Below are 16,347 nucleotides of genomic sequence, written 5' to 3'. Positions count from 1 at the left end.
TGCCGCGGCAATCCCGCGGTTCCGATCAATAGTGCGGTGGGCGCTCGTTGGCGGGCCCCGGCGCTTGACGTTCGGCGTCCTGCAGCCGGTCGCGCAACTCGGCGAGTTGGCGGGTCAGCGCGTCGATCTGCTTCCATTGCGCGGTGATGGTCTGGTTCAGCGTCTCGATGGTTTCGTCCTGGTAGGTCAGGCGGACCTCCAGCGCGTCGATCCGTTCGCTCAGTCCTGCCGCGTCACTCATGGACGGCGTCCCCGCATCCATGTTGGTGCAGGCCGTGGCCGAGCGCGACACGCTCGTCGAACACAAAGCAGCCGCCGCGCCAGCGGCTGTCCTGCTGCGGAATGTCCTCGAGATATCTGAGGATGCCGCCCTTGAGGTGATAGACCTCGGTGAAGCCTTGCGCCAGCAGATAGGCGCTGGCCTTCTCGCAACGGATGCCGCCGGTGCAGAACATCGCAATCCTGCGGTGCTTCGCCGGATCGAGTTGTTGCGCGGCAAAGTCCTTGAATTGTCCAAAGCTCGCGATCTTGGGATCCACCGCGCCCTCGAAGGTGCCCATCGCGACCTCGAATGCGTTGCGGGTGTCGAGCACCATGACGTCAGGCGAGGTGATGAGTGCGTTCCAATCGCTGGCGTCGACATAGGTGCCGACCTGCCGGGTCGGATCGACCGTGCTGTCGCCGAGCGTCACGATCTCCTTCTTCAGCCGCACCTTCAGCCGTTGAAACGGCATCTTGGCGGCTTCGGAGAATTTCAGCTCGAGATTGTCGAGACGTCCGCCGAACAGCGGCCCGTGTCCGAGCTCCGCGACGAAGGCATCGATGCCGTCGCAGCTGCCTGCAACGGTGCCGTTGATGCCCTCATGCGCCAGCAGCACGCTGCCTTTGAGATCGAGCCCGGCGCAGAGCGCGCGCAGCGGCTCGCGCAGTGCGCGGAAATCCGGCAGCGCGGCGAATTGGTAGAAGGCGGCGACCTTGAGGGGCATGGCCCCGGGGTTTATCAGGCCGCTCAAACCGGCGAAACCCCGCAAAGCCATGCATAATCGGGATAATTCCTCTGGCATGCCAGGCATTGCCCTGCCGGGGATGAATGTGCCATGTACTCTGCATCCTTTGGCATCCCTTGCCATCATCCGTCGCGGCAACATCAGACCCGTACGATCAAGCGAGCACTCCGTTATGAGGAATTTCCATTTCGCCGGCCGTTCCACGGTCCATGCCCAGAACGCGATGGTGGCGACCTCGCATCCCGAGGCAGCGCTGGTGGCCATCGAGGTGATGCGCGAGGGCGGCACGGCGGCCGACGCTGCGGTCGCGGCCTGCGCGCTGCTCGGCGTCATCGAGCCGCAATCGACCGGCATCGGCGGCGACTGCTTTGCCCTGATCCAGCCGAAGGGCGAGGGCAAGATCACGGCCTATAACGGCAGCGGCCGGGCGCCGATGGCGGCCAATGTCGAGTGGTATCTCGAACGCAAGATCCATTCGGTGCCGCTGACCTCCGCGCATGCCGTCAGCATTCCCGGCGCGATCGATGCCTGGGACGTGATCCTGCGGGATCACGGCAAATTCGGCTTCGACCGGCTGCTGCAGCCCGCGATCAAGGCCGCCGAAGAGGGCTATGTCGTCGCGCCGCGCATCGCCTTCGACTGGAAGAACGGCTACGAGAAGCTGAAGAACGGCACCAATACCGAGCGCTATCTGCTGCCGCATGGCAAGCCTGCGGTTGCCGGCGACGTGATCCGCCAGCCCGAGCTCGGCAAGACCTTGCGCGCGATCGCGCAAAAGGGCCGCGACGCTTTCTATAGCGGCGAGATCGCCGCCGACATGGTCGACACGCTGCGCGGCATCGGCGGCCTGCACACGCTGGAAGACTTCGCGGCGCATTCGACCGAGACCACCGCGCCGATCGGCACCCTGTACAAGGGCCATGACGTCTGGCAGTGCCCGCCGAACGGCCCCGGCATCACCATGCTGGTGATGCTCAACATCCTGTCGCGCTTCGACCTGACCAAATACAAGCCGCTCAGCGTCGAGCGTTTCCACCTCGAAGCCGAGGCTGCGCGCATCGCCTACATGATGCGGGAGCAGCATATCGGCGATCCCCAGCAGGTGCATGTCGATGTCGCCGGCATCCTCGCCCGCGAATTCGCCGACGAGCACATCAAGAACATCCGGATGGACGGCCTGCTCGACCTGCCGAACGTGGCGCCGCCGATGAACCCGTCGACGGTCTACATCACGGTGGTCGACAAGGATCGCAACGTCTGCTCCTTCATCAACTCGATCGCGCATTCGTTCGGCTCGGCGATCGTCTCCAACAAGACCGGCGTCCTGCTGCAGAACCGCGCCGGCGGCTTCCGCATCCAGCCCGGCCATCCGAACTGCATCGCGCCGGGCAAGCGTCCGCTGCACACCATCATCCCGGCGCTGGCGACGAAGAACGGTCGCTCCGTGATGTCGTTCGGTGTGATGGGCGGACAGTATCAGCCGGTGGGCCAGACCCATGTACTGACCAACATGCTCGACTATGGCTGCGACGTGCAGGAGGCGATCGACATGCCGCGCGGCCTGCATTACGAGGGCGTCTACCAGCTCGAGGATTCGGTGCCGGCGGAGATCGTCGAAGGCCTGAAGAAGATCGGCCACAAGACCACCAGCGTGGTCGCCCCGCTCGGCGGCGGCCAGGGCATCTGGATCGACTGGGATAAGGGCACGCTGACCGGCGGCTCCGATCCGCGCAAGGACGGCTGCGCGCTCGGCTACTGATCGGATCGATATCAATCAAGGAAGGACGTCCGGGATGCAATCTTCACGACGCACGATCATCAAGGCTGCGTTCGCCGGCCTTGCGGCGGCAGTCTCCACGTCCGTTGCCGCCGGAACGGCAACGGCTCAAACCGCAGGAAAGCCCATGACCACAGCTTCAGGCCTTCAGATCATCGATAGCAAGGTCGGCACCGGCGCTTCGCCGAAGCCCGGCCAGACCTGCGTCATGCACTACACCGGCTGGCTCTACGAGAACGGCCAGAAGGGAAAGAAATTCGACTCGTCCGTCGACCGCAACGAGCCGTTCGAGTTTCCGATCGGCCAGGGCCACGTCATCAAGGGCTGGGACGAGGGCGTCGCCACCATGAAGGTCGGCGGCAAGCGGACGCTGATCATCCCGCCGAACCTCGGTTACGGCGCGCGCGGCGCCGGCGGCGTGATCCCGCCGAATGCCACGCTGATGTTCGACGTCGAACTGCTCGGTGTGAAGTAAGCCACCGGCCGCCAATTACCCGGCCCACGACAAGAGGGGCGCAGCGATGAAGATCTCGATCCTCGACGATTATTTCGACACGCTGCGCACCCTCGATTGCTTCCGCAAGCTCGATGGCCACGACGTCACGATCTGGAACGATCATGTCCAGGACGTCGACGCGCTTGCCGAGCGGCTCTCCGATACCGACGCGCTGGTGCTGATCCGCGAACGGACCCAGATCCGCACGCCGCTGCTCGAACGGCTGCCGAAGCTGAAGCTGATCAGCCAGCGCAGCGTCTATCCGCATATCGACATCGACACCTGCACCCGGCTCGGCATCATCGTGTCGTCGAGCCAGCATGCCGATACCCCGTCCTACGCCACCGCCGAGTTCACCTGGGGTCTGATCCTCGCGGCGATGCGGGCGATCCCGCAGCAGATGGCGGCGCTGAAGGCCGGCAAGTGGCAGATCGGCGTCGGTCATACGCTGCGCGGCAAGACGCTCGGCATCTATGGCTACGGACGTATCGGCGCCGTGGTCGCCGGTTATGGCAAGGCGTTCGGCATGAACGTGCTGGTCTGGGCGCGCGCGGGCGCGCTGGCCAAGGCGCGCGCCGACGGCTACGAGACGGCGGCCAGCAAGGCCGATTTCTTCGCCCGCTGCGACGTGCTGTCGCTGCATATGCGGCTGGTCGACGCGACGCGCGGCATCGTCAAGGCGGAAGACCTCGCGCGGATGAAAGACACCGCGCTGCTCGTCAACACCAGCCGAGCGCCGCTGATCGAGCCGGGCGCGCTGGTCGACGCGCTACGCGCCGGCCGCCCCGGCATGGCCGCGATCGACGTCTACGAGAAGGAGCCGCTGCGCGACACGGCCGACCCTCTGCTCAACATGGACAATGTGGTCTGCACGCCGCATCTCGGCTACGTCTCGCGCGACGAATACGAGATCCAGTTCACCGATATCTTCGATCAGATCGTCGCCTATGCGGCCGGTACGCCGACCAATGTGGTGAATCCGGATGTGCTTGCACATCCGGATGTGCTGACACATCCGCGCCCGCGCGGCTGACCGGCGTCGTCAACGCTCGGACGGCCGGCCCGATGGTCGGCCCATCTCATCATCCTTCAGCGGGTCCAGTGAGCCGCTGCGGTCACCTTGTTGACGGCATGTCGGACGACGGTCTTGATGCCGCCGAGCGCCTTCTGTCCCTTGCCCTTGGCTTCCAGGATCACGCCTCTGCCCTGCATCGCCGGGGAGCCGGTGAGCTTGCCAAGACGCCGCTTGAACCTGCCGACCGCCTCGTTGGCGGTACCCCTGATCTTGTAAGTCGTGCTACGCATGAAATGACTCCTTTGGAATACGCCGACCTAACGCGCTGCGACATGGCGATGTTCCGATTTGTCATTGTTCCGATTTTGCGCTCGCCTCTCCGCGTGGTTTTCGGTAGCGTTCCGGCCACAATACTTGACCAACGAAAGCAAGAATGATGAGCGGTTCCCACGATCACACCCATTCCCATGACCACGGTCATCACCATGACCACGGTCATCACCATCATGACGACGAGCGTTGGAAGCACGACGGCGTCCGCGTGATTCCCGGCAACCAGCTCGATCCGAACGTGCCGTCGACCGCCGGCATGGACCGCAAGGCCGCGATCAATTTCGCCCGCGTCGGCGCGCAGAAACTGTGGGCGGGCACCGTCAGCATCAAGCCGGACGCCAAGACCGGCGCACATCACCACGGCCATCTCGAAAGCATCATTTATGTGGTGAAGGGCAAGGCGCGGATGCGCTGGGGCGAGAAGCTGCAATTCACCGCCGAGGCCGGTCCGGGCGATTTCATCTTCGTGCCGCCCTACGTGCCGCACCAGGAGATCAACGCCAGCCCGGACGAGGTGCTGGAATGCGTGCTGGTGCGCTCCGACGGCGAGGCGGTCGCGATCAATCTCGACATCGAGCCGGTCGAGAAGCCTGAGAACGTGCTGTGGGTCGATCCGGTGCACCGGCATCCCGACGAGAAGAAATAGCCGCGCGGCATCGCCGCGACGGACAACAATAACGAACAGGGAGGCCAGCATGACGCTCGTTCGATACGAGAGCGCCGACCGCGTCGCCACCATCACGATGGCACGCAGCGAGAAACACAACGCGCTGAACAACGCGTTGTGCACGGAGTTGCGCGACGCCTGGCTAGGGTTTCGGGACAGCGACGATCGCGTCGCGGTGTTGGCTTCCGCGGAGGAGAAGTATTTCTCCGTCGGTGCCGATGTCGCCGACCTTCCCGTCAATATGTGGCACGCGGTCCCTGGCCTCGGCGTCGAGCTCGACAAGCCGGTCATTGCGGCGACGTCGGGCTGGGTGGTCGGTGGCGCCTTCGTGCTGGTCCAGATGGCCGATTTGTGCGTGGCGTCGGAAACGACGCGCTTCATCTATCCCGAGGGCAAAATCGGTACGACGGCCGGCGGCGTCTCGTCGGTGATGGCACGGATGCCGCACAAGATCGCCATGGAATTTCTGCTGGTCGGCGAGGAGATGTCGGCGGAACGCGCCTTCCAGATCGGTTTCGTCAACAAGGTCGCGCCGAAGGGGCAACACGTCGCGATGGCGCAGCAGATGGCCGCCAAGATTGCCGGCAACGCGCCGCTGGTGGTGCGCGCGCTGAAGAAGCTCGCCCGTGAGGCCATGCCGAAGGGGCCGCTGGAGACAGTCGCCGACGTGCGGCGGCTGCTCGACGAAGTGCGAGACAGCGACGACCTCAAGGAAGGCGTCAAGGCGTTCGCCGAGAAGCGGAAGCCGAAGTTTACGGGGAAGTAGCGCGAGCGGAGCCCTGACTATTTTCGTCATTCCGGGGCTCGCGAAGCGAGAGCCCGGAATCCATTCGACCGCGATCGTTGCTGCGAAATGGATTCCGGGCTCGACGCTGCGCGTCGCCCTCAGGTGCGCAATTGCGCACCGGGGAATGACGGCTGAGGACTACGCAAACACCGTGTGATCGATCACACCGTTCGGCACCACATAGCCGTAGCGCCTGTTCGACGGCTCCGGGCCAGCCTTCTCATACTGCGCCTTCATCATCGCGAAGCGATCACCCTTGATGTCGAGCATCGCGCGCTTCGGCTGGACGTTGTAGAGCCGGGCGTTGTTGTCGCCGAAGATCGCGGTCTTCACCGGCCCGTCGGCGGGCCCGAGCGGCGCGTAGCCGAACTTCTTCTGCATCATCTCAGGAATCTCCAGCCGCCGCAGGCCCTCGATCTGCCATTGCGGCGCGCCGGTCCACAGCGCATCGGTGCCCCAGCAGACGTGATCGACGCCCAGGCCCTTGATCAGCGTGCCCATCAGCGCGGCGCAGACATTGGGCTCGGCGACCAGCGTGGTCGCGAACAACTGCCCGACATCGCCATAGACATTGTTGACGCCGTACTGCGCCGGGATATCGGCGAGGTCGCTCGTCCAGGCGATCCGGCCGGTGCGTTCGAACTCGGCGAGCGCAACCCTCGGATCGCCGCCGACATGGCGATAGGCCGAGTGATAGATGATGAAGTTGAGCTGCGGCCAGTCCTTGGCCGCCTGGCCGACATCGGCGACGTCGGCGAAACCGCGCAGGTTCGGATACTGCTTCTCGATCCCGGGCGGGAACAGGCCCTTGTGGACGCAGACATTCTTGATGCCCGCCTTCACCATCTTCTCATAGCCCTTGTAGGTGACCTTCTCGTCGTCCAGCCGCCAGGGATAGCGGCTGATCTCCTTGTGCGTGTTGTCGCCGATCGTGTAGCCCTTGCAGGACTCCGGGCCGAGCGCCAGCGCGGCGTCCAGCTTGTCGAGCCAGCCGGGCTGCCCGGGCGTGAAGATGGCGTGGCAGAAAACCCGCCGCGAGCCGGCCTCGTTGTTGATCTGCTTGCGCGCGGCGGCCATCTGCTCGTTGGTCAGGAACCAGTCCTGTTCGATATCCGACGGCGCCGAGGAGATCAGCGCGATCTTGGTGTCGGAATCGAGAAACATCTCCTTCTTGTAGTTGTTGAACTTGAGATCCTCGATGGTCTGCTCGTGATCGTTGAGCTCCTTGTTCCAGCCGGCCTTGCCGACCGCCTTGCGCATTTCCACAAAACCCATGATGCGGGTGTCGTCGCGCAGGAAATGCGTGTGCATGTCCATGATGAACTGGTCTTTCAGGGTGTTGGCGCGCTCCTGCGCCATCGAAGGCGTCGCGGCCTCGGCCGCCGTCACATCGAACAACTCGCCATAGACCTGGTTCATCGCGACGAAGGAGGCGGCCATGCCGGCCGCGGTCTGGAAGAATTTCCGGCGATCGAGGCCCTGCTTGCCACCGAGATCGTCGGCCATCGCGAGCAGCCGCGCCTCGACCTCGCGCTGCCGTTCGTTCTGCGGATCGGGATAGAACTCGTCGCTGGAGACGATCTGGGTCGGGATCGGGGTCTGGTACTGGCACAGTTCGGAGGGCATCAAGGCGGCAAGTTCTTCGTCGGTGAGATTGCTGCTCATTCTTCGCTCCCGCGTCTCGCCGGATATTTCCGGTCGGATCGCTGCGGAGACTAGGACCAAGTTCGTCCGTCGTCCGCGCCGATTGCCGCAAGCCGCGTTCACAAAATCGTGCATCGTATTTGTCATGGTGAGATGCCGGCATCGCGCGTGCGCTCGCTGTGGCACGCGTACGCTGCTATGCTCGCTCGTACCGGATCGATAAGAAGAAATCCGGAAGGGAGGCGAACATGATGTCGTCAGGTCATTCGAGGCGCAGCATCATCAAGGGAATCGGCCTTGCAGCGGCCGGCGGTGCATTCGGCGCGGCGCAGGCGGCAGTCGCAGTTCCCACCGAGGGCGAAATATGGAGCAATGAATATTGGGCGAAGAAGGGCGACATCCCGCTGTGGATGTTCCGCAAGCGGATCGGCGCGCCGAAGCCGGGCGAGCCGGCGCGGCCCGTGGTGTTCTTCGTCCACGGCTCGTCGGTGACATCGAGGGCATTCGACCTCACCGTGCCCGGCAAGGGCGAGTATTCGCTGCTCAACGTTTTTGCGCGCTACGGCTTCGATTGCTGGACCATGGATCACGAGAACTATGGCAAGTCCGGCCGCACCTCGGGCAATGCAGATATCGCGAGCGGCGTCGAGGATCTGAAAGCGGCGGTCGAGGTGATCGCCCGCGAGACCGGCGAGCGGCGATATCACTTCGTCGGCGAGTCCTCCGGTGCGCTGCGGGCCGGCGCGTTCGCGATGGCCGCGCCCGAGCGGATCGACCGGCTGGTGTTCGCCGCCTTCACGTACAAGGGCGAGGGCTCGCCGACTTTGGCCAAGCGGGCCGAGCAGCTGGCCTATTACCGCAGCCACAATATGCGCAAGCGCGACCGCGACATGATCCGCTCGATCGCGACCCGCGACAGACCCGGCACGTCGGACCCCGCCGTGATGGAAGCGCTGGCCGATGTCGAGATGCAGTTCGGCGACCAGATCCCGACCGGCACCTATCTCGACATGACGGCCAATTTGCCGGTGGTGCACCCGGACAAGGTGCTGGCGCCGGTGCTGCTGGTCCGCGGCGAATATGACGGGATCGCGGCGGTGCCCGATCTCGAGGAGTTCTTCAACCAGCTGCCGAACGGCGACCGGCAGTTCATCATTCTGCCCGGCACGGCACATTCGGTGGCGCTTGCCATCAATCGCGAGCTGTTCTGGCACGTCACCTGGGCGTTCCTGACCATGCCGACGCCGATCGTGACCTGATAACACACCGTCGTTCCGGGGCGTGCGGAGCACGAATCCGGAACCTCGAGATTCCCCGGTGCGCAATTGCGCGCCTGAGGGTCGATGCTCCGCATCGCCCCGGAATGACGGGCTAAAATTTCTTACAGTGGATGTCGGAATCCGGCTATGCGGTTCGTCCTCGGGGCACAACCCCGCCAACTGGAGTGCCCCTTATGGCCAATCCCACAATGATCTTCGTCAACCTGCCGGTCAGCAATCTGGCCCGCGCCACCGCGTTCTACGAGGCGATCGGCGCCAGCAAGAATCCGCAGTTCTCCGACGACACCGCCTCCTGCATGGTGATCTCCGAGACGATTTTCGTGATGCTGCTGACCCACGACAAATTCCGGCAGTTCACGCCGAAGACCATCGCCGATGCCAAAACCACCAGCGAAGTGCTGATCTGCCTCTCGGCCGAGAACCGCGACGCCGTCGACGGCTACGTGACCAGGGCGAAGGGCGCCGGCGGCAGCGCCGATCCGTCGCCGAAGCAGGATTACGGCTTCATGTATGGCCGCAGCTTCGAGGATCCCGACGGGCACATCTGGGAAGTGATGTGGATGGACGTCGAAGCCGCAACCAAGGCGCAGAGTGCGGCGACCGCCTGAGCCGCTGCGCATTCGAGGCATTCCAAGGTGAGCGACAGGTCGCAATCCGCTTCGCGGCGGATTGCGAGACTTCAGGCGGCGGTGATGTCGTTCGGCCATGCGCCGGTCATGCCTGGGCGGCTCGTATCCCGAGAGGCGTGTCGGATTGCCGACAGAACGGAAAGTTCAGTTCGACCGTGGCGCCGCCTCCAGGCGTGTCGGACAGGGAAACGCTGCCGTTGTGGGTGGTCATCACCTGGGAAACAATCGAAAGCCCTAACCCTGTTCCTTCCATGCGTGTGCTGCCGCGTGTGAAGGGCTCAAGCAGACGTTCGGGCTGCCCCGGTTGGAGACCCGATCCGAAGTCGATCACGCTCAATCGCGCGGGTGCGCCGACCTTGATGAGGACAGAGCCGCCCGCCTCGCCATGAGTCACGGCGTTTCGGATCAGATTCGAAAGCGCGACCGCGATCGCAGCTTCCGAGCCACGAACCCAGACCGGGTGCGAAGGCTCGATGAATTCGACGTCGCTGCCATTCTTCAACGCCATCGGCACGTGCTCGGCCGCAACTCGGCGGGCGAGCGCCGCAAGGTCCAGTTCGACCAGTTCGGCGGGCTCCGCCGAGATGCGTGCCAGCTGGAGCAGCATGGTGACAATCGATGACAGCTTCTGGTTCTCGGCGATCAGCCTGGTGCGCAACACGGGGTCCTCAACCTGCTCGATGATGGTGCGCGCATTGGTCAATGGCGTACGAAGCTCGTGCGCCGCATTTGACAGGAAGTTTCGTTGCGCCCTTGAAGCGACGTCTATTCGCGACAGCGCGCGGTTGAACGCCGCCACGAGAGGCAAGAGTTCGGTTGGCGCATCTGCCTCGGGCAGTCGGCGGCCATCTGAAACACCATCGATCGTCTCGGCGGCCGCCGCGACGGCCCGGACGGGACGCGCGATAAGCGTCGGTACGAAAACCATCGCGGTAATCGCCGTTGCTGCCAGAACAAGGATGATGGGAAGCGCAACGATCGTCGCATCGGTGAGCATGCCGGTCGTCAATTGGCTGGCGGTATAGGCCACACCACCGGTTTCAATCCAGACCTCTCCCACAGGTGTGTTTCTGACGGCGGCCATCTTCTTCAGATTGGTGGTTTCGCCGTCAAACGCGTAGGCGAGGAAACTCGTCCCGTCACGGGATGTCTGGGTCTTCTGTGGACGCCACTTTGGTACAGGGCCGTAGCTGACCTCTCCACTCTTGTCGGACACGACATACCAGAATGTCGGGAAATTGCGGGTGATCTCGTCCAGCCTCGATGTCGGCTTGAGCGCGAGCTGTCCGGCTTCGTTGCGGGTGACGGCCTCCTTCAACGCGTCGGCGACGTCGGCGGCCGCCCATGTGCCGTCATCGTCACCGCCGAATCGGATGAGCAAGGCGGCTGCGCAGAGCAGCATGATGGTCGTCACCGCGCCGATCAGCGTCGCGGACAGCACCGCAATCGAGCGATGGCTGCGCTTGAGCGTTTGCCACTTCAACATCATCATTCACCACTCAAGAGATATCCGAGGCCACGTACCGGTTTGATGACGACCTTGCAGTTGGCCGCACGAAGACGTCGGCGCAGCCGCGAAACGTGTGCCTCGATCGCGTTTGATTGTATCTCATCGTCAAAACTGTAAGCGGCGACTTCAAGAGTCTCGCGCAGGACCACGCGGCCTATTCGCCGCACCATTGCTTCCAGGATCGCCAATTCGCGTCGTGGAACGACAATTGGCGTGTGATCGACGCAGACCTCGCGATTGAGCACGTCGTAGCTCAGATTGCCGATGCGAACGATCGCCCCGCGGTCCAGGAAGAGACGTCGGAGCACGGCCCTTGCTCGCGCAACCAGCTCGATCGGTTCAAAAGGTTTGGCTACATAGTCGTCCGCCCCTTCGTCGAGGGCACGCGCAATATCGATCGGATCATCGAGCGCCGTCAGCACGATCGTCGCAGGGCTGGGTTTCTGTTGCTTGAGGTCGCGCAGCAATGCGAGACCGTCGCCGTCCGGCAGTCCGCGGTCGATCACCACGAGGTCGAAGTTTCGCACAGCGACCGCGGCTCGCCCCTCCTCGAGTGTGGCGACCATGTCAGACGAACCGAAGGCCGCAGCCAGAGTATCCCGCAGCCATGGCCCAAGCTGAGGGTCATCCTCCACGACCAGAACCCGCACCGTATTCTCCCAAGCATGAAATACGGCGCCACCCATTACGGACAGATTACAATAACATTACGGCCGGCTTGAAAAGTCCGATTTCCTACCTCAACATGTTGATGTGGATCGATTTTTTGAGCCGGCTCCATCAGCCCGCTCGCGCCGGCGGCAGGCCGCCAATGATCCTTGCGACTGCTGTCGCGTAACCAGCGTCGGCTCCGGAGGCCGGCGCTGCCAAACCAGTCAGCGTCACGACCATCATGATAGCGCTTGTGCAGGCGCATCTCCTCCATGGGACCTGTGCGGAAGAGATATCGATCAACCTTACGAGCGAATGACGGCCGCCGGCATGCGCGCGGACAAGTCATCGCAGGCATGAGCCGCGCCACGTCAGGCTATCGTAATGCTCGCTGTGAAGAGCATGTCGGTGGAAGGCGCCGACACGGCGTCAGCAACACCAAGACGAGGATCTCGGATCATGTTCGATCGGGTGCGGGAGATCGACGGGATCGCCGGGAGAACCGACCGCTGCGGCCGCGAGGGATGTCATCGGATCGGGTGGCGAACATGTGCTTCTCGGCCGCTCAACGCAATTCGCATTGCACGTCGCGATCGCCGCCTCCGGCAGTCAGGCTTCTGAACATCATGGCGGTCGATTTTGCGTTCTCGGCGATGGCCAAGCGGTCAGATCGCTGCCCTGCGTCCTGGCGCCGTCCGCTCAATCGATGGCTGGATGGGATAGAGACCGGATGGTCAATCCCATTGCTGCTCGTCTGCTTCGCAGGCATCTGGACGCTGTATCTGTCAGTGGCCTATCACGGCGCCGGCCTGCATCCGGACGTGCTGGAGACCTGGACGTACGGACGGCATTTCGCGTGGGGTTATCCCAAGCACCCGCCGCTGATGGGCTGGATGACCGGCGCGTGGACCTCGGTCTTTCCGCCCACCGACTGGTCGTTGCAGCTGATGGCGATGACCAATGCAGCACTGGCACTGTGGTTCGTCGACGTCATTGCCAGACGGTTTGCGAGCGGACACAAGCGTCTGATCGTGTTGCTGCTGCTGATGCTGACTCCGGCCTACCAGTTTCATGCCCAGCGCTTCAACGCCAATGCCGTGTTGCTCGCTGTCTGGCCGCTTGCGACCTACTGTTTCCTCCGCGCCTTTGAAACCAGGGCGCCGCTCTGGGCGATGACTGCCGGATTGACCGCGTCTCTCGCAATGCTGGGCAAATACTATTCGATCTTTCTGGTGGCGAGCTTTGCGTTGGCGGCGATCCTTCATCCCGCGCGGCGCGCCTATTTTACCTCCAGCTCGCCCTGGATATCGATCGCGGCCGGGCTGCTTGCGCTATGCCCGCATCTGCAATGGCTGGCCGAGACGGGCGCGGAACCTGTCTACTATGCAGCGACCCATGTGCGGGCCGATTTCCTTTCGTCTCTGCAAGACGCCGCCAATTTCCTGTTAGGGCTTGCCGCAGCGGCCAGTCTGTCCGTCGCGACATGGATGCTGATCGCCGGGTATCGAGCAAGGCGCCTTGCTCGCGACATCGCGGCCTCGGAGCCCGATCTGAAACTGATCTGCCACATCGCGATCGGCACGATCGCTCTTCCCGTCGTCACATCCATTTTCCTCTGCACCGACCTTCCGTCGCTGTGGGCGCTGCAAGGATTGTTTCTGCTGGCTGTGCCCGTCGTTTGCAGCACAAGCTACCGGATCGAGCGCTTCTACACGGTCAATGCAGCGCTGCTTGTTGCAGGAATAGCGATCGGTGCTGCCGTGATCGCGGCCCCGCTTCATGCGCTCTACCGCAACAGCCACGGATATGAGGAGGGACGAAGCTTTTACCACCAGGCGGCGGACGAACTCACCCGCCTGTGGCACGAGCAGATCGGAACCCCTCTGTCGATCGTCGGAGGCAACGATAGCCTCGGGCTTGCGGTGGCGTTCTATAGCCCCGATCACCCGCACTATGGCGATCCCTTCGCGTACCAATATTCACTGGCATTGCCTCGCCAGGTGATGCCGGAGCGTGGCTGGGCAGCGCTTTGCTTCGATGACCAAGTCGACTGCATTGAATGGACCGAGCGAATGGCAGCCCATGCCGGAAGCTATGTCCGGCGCGAATTTTCCGTTCGATCGAGCTTGTTCGGAATTGCCGGCGTCAAACGAAACCTCGTTGCATTCCTGGTCGCGCCACTTCGCGAGCCGGACAGCACATCCTCAAGCCTCGCCGGTGATGTTGATCCGGGCAGGACACGTATCTCCGCCGACGGAAGCGTGGACTCGCAAAACCGGTTCGGCTTGATGCGCTGACCGAATTGATCGCCGAATGTCGCGACGACGATCGCGATCGTAATCTTGCGGTAATCGGTCGCCGCTTTATCGGCAGCCGGGTCAAGGGCGTCTCATCACGAAGGATAGCAGTCCATGCTTGTTAGATTGGTTTGCATCAGCCTCGGCGTTTGCGCCGTGATCGGTGCCACCGCGTTCGCGCAGACATCTCCATCAAAGACCGGTTCGAGCCACAGGGCGCCTGCGGCACGAGAGGCTGCCAGTCGCGTCGAACGGATCAATCTCAACACCGCTCCTGTCAGCGAGCTGGTGAAGATTCCGCACCTCAGCGTCCGCGGCGTTACCGCAATCACGGAGGCGAGGTCGAAGTCGAAGTTCAAGGATTGGAACGACTTCGTGGCAAGACGCGTCGTGCCGCGATTTGTCAGGACCGAGATCAAGGACCTCGTCACGTTCTAGGAACTGGGAGGTGTTGTTCGTCGCGTCCGAGCGTTCGGCGCAGGCGCTTCGGCGCGACGACCCAGCGGGCGCGGCGGCGCACGTAGAACGCAGGTCCCGCCGCGACGTCATCCTGCGGTAAGCCCGATCGGCGATCGCTACCGTCGACCAGCGCGGCGACTGAACTCAATATAAGGATATGCTTGAATGAAACGAGTAGCTGTTCTATCGGCCGTCGCCGTGATCGTCATTGGCGGTCTTGCGCCGACGGAAGCTGCGGCGCGTGGCCGGCGCGGCGATGCCGTGGCTGTCGGCATCGTTGGCGGTCTCGCCGTCGGCGCCCTGTTAGGTTCCACCATGACTGCCCGGGCGGCTCCAGCCCATGTCTACGAGCGGGACTATTATTCGCCTGCCCCGGTCGTCCACTACCACCGTCATGTATACGACTATGGCGACGAATATCCGGGCGGATATGACCACGGATATAGATCCGGCTACCGGGAAGGCTACTCGGACGGCTATTGGGACAACGATTGAACGTAGATCGGTATCGTCGCCGGCCGACGCGTTGTGACGCGGCAGCTGCCAGCAGATTGCTGGCAGGACCCGCACGTCGGCGCGATGCCGGCGACGACCATCAGCTAGCTAATAGCTGATCCGCAGCCCGACGCCGCCATGGACCGTGTTGCCGACCGGCTGCGGTCCGGCGGTGCCGTTGAGGAAGATGTCGGCGACCCAGCCCTTGGTGATGCGGAAGCCGACGCGGCCGCCATATTCGAACCAGCCCTGGTTGCCGATCGTCGGCACGATGGTGCCGTCGCCGGTGACGGTGGCGACGATGCCGGAATGGGTAGCGAACGACTGCACCCAGCCGCCATTGATGTTGGTTTCGATGTTCGATCCGAACAGATGCGTCCACTGGCCGCCGATCTTGACCAGGCTGGTGCGATCGGTGCCGTCGGCGATGGTGGCGTCGAACGGATTGAAGGCAACCGCGGGATCGCTGTAGCCCTTGACCCGTTGCCAGAGCTGCCAGACCTCGACCGAGGCCGCGACCTCGTCGCGTGCCGACAGCCGGTTGATCCAGCCCGCGCGGCCGTAGACGCCGTAATTCTCGCTCGAGGTCTGGCCGGTGACCGACACCGGGCCGAGGCTCGTGGCGTAGTTGCGGGTGTAGCGCACCTTCTCGGACGGCGAGAGGATGGTGCCGATGTCGAAGAACGGTCGCGAGGAGCCCCAGTCGACGAAGTCGTAACGCAGCGCGAACGCGCCGATCGGCGCGCTGGTGACGTTGTAGCCGCCCTCGCCATACTGCGTGTAGGCGATGCCGGCGAGCAGCGACAGATTCGGCGTGATGGTCTTGCGCCCATGGATGCCGGCCGAGAACGAACCGGCCGAGCCGAACGCGCTGATGCAATCGTCGCAATTGACCTGCTCGTTGACGCCGAGCAGCACCGATCCGAGCACGCGGTTGGTGATCATCTGGTTGAAGCGCTGGTCGGCGAGGCTGTTGATCGAACTGCCGCTCGACGGCGCGCCGGTGATCGGCGTCGGCGTCGGTGTGGGCGTTGGAGTTGGCGTCGGGGAAGGGCTCGGCGTCGGTGTCGGCGTGGGGGTCGGTGTCGGTGTCGGCGTCGATGTGGGAGTGGGCGTCGGCGTGGGGGTCGACGTGCTGCAGTTCGGCGACGGCACGAACGTGTCGGTCGAGGGAACAGACGTACAATTCGACGTTGGAGTCTGCGCCTGGGCCGGTGCGGCCAGTGCATGCAGCATCGCGACCGCCAGCGCGATCGTCAGCGCCGCCGACAGGACCACATGATGGATGCGGCGCGCCATG

At 63.5% G+C, this 16,347-nt stretch carries 17 protein-coding genes; 10 read left to right on the top strand and 7 right to left on the bottom strand.

Going from position 1 to position 16,347, the window contains the following annotated elements; translation table 11 throughout:
- Positions 1-25 precede the first annotated feature (25 nt).
- Together ACVINW_RS01820 and trhO are read right to left on the bottom strand one after the other, a co-directional pair.
- Entirely contained in the window at positions 26-241 is a 216-nt protein-coding gene (locus ACVINW_RS01820; RefSeq protein WP_456749716.1) for a SlyX family protein, read from the bottom strand.
- Positions 234-986 (bottom strand): oxygen-dependent tRNA uridine(34) hydroxylase TrhO, encoded by a 753-nt coding sequence (gene trhO, locus ACVINW_RS01815; protein ID WP_456749715.1) that lies wholly within the window; start codon positions 984-986, stop codon positions 234-236. Before trhO ends, ACVINW_RS01820 begins: the two co-directional genes overlap by 8 nt.
- Positions 987-1,179: 193 nt before the next feature.
- Between trhO and ggt the strand changes: the two genes are divergently transcribed.
- Genes ggt through ACVINW_RS01800 form a run of 3 tightly spaced genes read left to right on the top strand, consistent with a single transcriptional unit; the run spans position 1,180 to position 4,313 of the window.
- Positions 1,180-2,766 (top strand): gamma-glutamyltransferase, encoded by a 1,587-nt coding sequence (gene ggt, locus ACVINW_RS01810; protein WP_456749714.1) that lies wholly within the window; start codon positions 1,180-1,182, stop codon positions 2,764-2,766.
- A 34-nt stretch (positions 2,767-2,800) separates the two neighbouring features.
- Complete coding sequence (locus ACVINW_RS01805) at positions 2,801-3,259, top strand: FKBP-type peptidyl-prolyl cis-trans isomerase (RefSeq protein WP_456749713.1); 459 nt, start codon at positions 2,801-2,803, stop codon at positions 3,257-3,259.
- A gap of 46 nt (positions 3,260-3,305) precedes the next feature.
- Positions 3,306-4,313: a D-2-hydroxyacid dehydrogenase family protein gene (locus tag ACVINW_RS01800; RefSeq protein ID WP_456749712.1), complete on the top strand. Its 1,008-nt coding sequence runs from the start codon at positions 3,306-3,308 to the stop codon at positions 4,311-4,313.
- Between the two features lie 56 nt (positions 4,314-4,369).
- Here the strand turns inward: ACVINW_RS01800 and ACVINW_RS01795 are convergent, their stop codons facing one another.
- Positions 4,370-4,585, bottom strand: coding sequence for a CsbD family protein (locus ACVINW_RS01795; protein ID WP_456749711.1), 216 nt, complete (start codon positions 4,583-4,585; stop codon positions 4,370-4,372).
- Between the two features lie 146 nt (positions 4,586-4,731).
- On the opposite strand from ACVINW_RS01795, the gene ACVINW_RS01790 reads away from it, so the two are divergent.
- Positions 4,732-5,274: a cupin domain-containing protein gene (locus ACVINW_RS01790; RefSeq protein WP_456756272.1), complete on the top strand. Its 543-nt coding sequence runs from the start codon at positions 4,732-4,734 to the stop codon at positions 5,272-5,274.
- Between the two features lie 49 nt (positions 5,275-5,323).
- On the top strand, positions 5,324-6,061 hold the full coding sequence (locus ACVINW_RS01785) for an enoyl-CoA hydratase/isomerase family protein (RefSeq protein ID WP_456749710.1): 738 nt from the start codon (positions 5,324-5,326) through the stop codon (positions 6,059-6,061).
- Positions 6,062-6,220: 159 nt separating this feature from the next.
- Here the strand turns inward: ACVINW_RS01785 and ACVINW_RS01780 are convergent, their stop codons facing one another.
- On the bottom strand, positions 6,221-7,747 hold the full coding sequence (locus ACVINW_RS01780; RefSeq protein WP_456749709.1) for an amidohydrolase family protein: 1,527 nt from the start codon (positions 7,745-7,747) through the stop codon (positions 6,221-6,223).
- A 227-nt stretch (positions 7,748-7,974) separates the two neighbouring features.
- Here ACVINW_RS01780 and ACVINW_RS01775 point away from each other — a divergent pair, with 227 nt between their 5' ends.
- Positions 7,975-8,985, top strand: a complete 1,011-nt coding sequence (locus ACVINW_RS01775) for an alpha/beta hydrolase (RefSeq protein ID WP_456749708.1) — start codon at positions 7,975-7,977, stop codon at positions 8,983-8,985.
- A gap of 194 nt (positions 8,986-9,179) precedes the next feature.
- Positions 9,180-9,614 (top strand): VOC family protein, encoded by a 435-nt coding sequence (locus ACVINW_RS01770; protein ID WP_456749707.1) that lies wholly within the window; start codon positions 9,180-9,182, stop codon positions 9,612-9,614.
- A 106-nt stretch (positions 9,615-9,720) separates the two neighbouring features.
- On the opposite strand, the gene ACVINW_RS01765 is transcribed toward ACVINW_RS01770, so the two are convergent.
- Both ACVINW_RS01765 and ACVINW_RS01760 read right to left on the bottom strand, forming a co-directional pair.
- Positions 9,721-11,124 carry a sensor histidine kinase gene (locus tag ACVINW_RS01765; RefSeq protein ID WP_456756271.1) on the bottom strand — a complete coding sequence of 468 codons (1,404 nt, stop codon included), beginning with the start codon at positions 11,122-11,124 and terminating at the stop codon, positions 9,721-9,723.
- Positions 11,124-11,795: a response regulator gene (locus ACVINW_RS01760; RefSeq protein WP_456749706.1), complete on the bottom strand. Its 672-nt coding sequence runs from the start codon at positions 11,793-11,795 to the stop codon at positions 11,124-11,126. Before ACVINW_RS01760 ends, ACVINW_RS01765 begins: the two co-directional genes overlap by 1 nt.
- 627 nt (positions 11,796-12,422) lie before the next feature.
- Between ACVINW_RS01760 and ACVINW_RS01755 the strand changes: the two genes are divergently transcribed.
- The 3 genes from ACVINW_RS01755 (at position 12,423) to ACVINW_RS01745 (ending at position 15,047) form a co-directional block, all read left to right on the top strand.
- Entirely contained in the window at positions 12,423-14,093 is a 1,671-nt protein-coding gene (locus ACVINW_RS01755; protein ID WP_456749705.1) for a glycosyltransferase family 39 protein, read from the top strand.
- A gap of 114 nt (positions 14,094-14,207) precedes the next feature.
- Complete coding sequence (locus ACVINW_RS01750) at positions 14,208-14,531, top strand: hypothetical protein (RefSeq protein WP_456749704.1); 324 nt, start codon at positions 14,208-14,210, stop codon at positions 14,529-14,531.
- Positions 14,532-14,717: 186 nt separating this feature from the next.
- Positions 14,718-15,047, top strand: coding sequence for a hypothetical protein (locus tag ACVINW_RS01745; protein ID WP_456749703.1), 330 nt, complete (start codon positions 14,718-14,720; stop codon positions 15,045-15,047).
- A gap of 108 nt (positions 15,048-15,155) precedes the next feature.
- On the opposite strand, the gene ACVINW_RS01740 is transcribed toward ACVINW_RS01745, so the two are convergent.
- Positions 15,156-16,346 (bottom strand): hypothetical protein, encoded by a 1,191-nt coding sequence (locus ACVINW_RS01740; RefSeq protein WP_456749702.1) that lies wholly within the window; start codon positions 16,344-16,346, stop codon positions 15,156-15,158.
- Position 16,347: the final 1 nt, after the last annotated feature.

It is taken from the genome of Bradyrhizobium sp. USDA 4461, assembly GCF_054055655.1.
The sequence above is the reverse complement of the archived record's forward strand: the minus strand, read 5'-3'. Positions and strand labels throughout refer to the sequence as shown.

Excerpts from the sequence above, each read along its gene's own strand:
- ACVINW_RS01805 (WP_456749713.1), top strand. The coding sequence starts at position 2,801 with ATGCAATCTTCACGACGCACGATCATCAAGGCTGCGTTCGCCGGCCTT.
- ggt (WP_456749714.1), top strand. The coding sequence starts at position 1,180 with ATGAGGAATTTCCATTTCGCCGGCCGTTCCACGGTCCATGCCCAGAAC.
- ACVINW_RS01745 (WP_456749703.1), top strand. The coding sequence starts at position 14,718 with ATGAAACGAGTAGCTGTTCTATCGGCCGTCGCCGTGATCGTCATTGGC.
- ACVINW_RS01755 (WP_456749705.1), top strand. The coding sequence starts at position 12,423 with ATGGCGGTCGATTTTGCGTTCTCGGCGATGGCCAAGCGGTCAGATCGC.
- ACVINW_RS01740 (WP_456749702.1), bottom strand. The coding sequence starts at position 16,346 with ATGGCGCGCCGCATCCATCATGTGGTCCTGTCGGCGGCGCTGACGATC.
- ACVINW_RS01790 (WP_456756272.1), top strand. The coding sequence starts at position 4,732 with ATGAGCGGTTCCCACGATCACACCCATTCCCATGACCACGGTCATCAC.
- ACVINW_RS01795 (WP_456749711.1), bottom strand. The coding sequence starts at position 4,585 with ATGCGTAGCACGACTTACAAGATCAGGGGTACCGCCAACGAGGCGGTC.
- trhO (WP_456749715.1), bottom strand. The coding sequence starts at position 986 with ATGCCCCTCAAGGTCGCCGCCTTCTACCAATTCGCCGCGCTGCCGGAT.
- ACVINW_RS01770 (WP_456749707.1), top strand. The coding sequence starts at position 9,180 with ATGGCCAATCCCACAATGATCTTCGTCAACCTGCCGGTCAGCAATCTG.
- ACVINW_RS01775 (WP_456749708.1), top strand. The coding sequence starts at position 7,975 with ATGATGTCGTCAGGTCATTCGAGGCGCAGCATCATCAAGGGAATCGGC.
- ACVINW_RS01765 (WP_456756271.1), bottom strand. The coding sequence starts at position 11,124 with ATGATGTTGAAGTGGCAAACGCTCAAGCGCAGCCATCGCTCGATTGCG.
- ACVINW_RS01800 (WP_456749712.1), top strand. The coding sequence starts at position 3,306 with ATGAAGATCTCGATCCTCGACGATTATTTCGACACGCTGCGCACCCTC.
- ACVINW_RS01785 (WP_456749710.1), top strand. The coding sequence starts at position 5,324 with ATGACGCTCGTTCGATACGAGAGCGCCGACCGCGTCGCCACCATCACG.
- ACVINW_RS01750 (WP_456749704.1), top strand. The coding sequence starts at position 14,208 with ATGCTTGTTAGATTGGTTTGCATCAGCCTCGGCGTTTGCGCCGTGATC.
- ACVINW_RS01820 (WP_456749716.1), bottom strand. The coding sequence starts at position 241 with ATGAGTGACGCGGCAGGACTGAGCGAACGGATCGACGCGCTGGAGGTC.
- ACVINW_RS01780 (WP_456749709.1), bottom strand. The coding sequence starts at position 7,747 with ATGAGCAGCAATCTCACCGACGAAGAACTTGCCGCCTTGATGCCCTCC.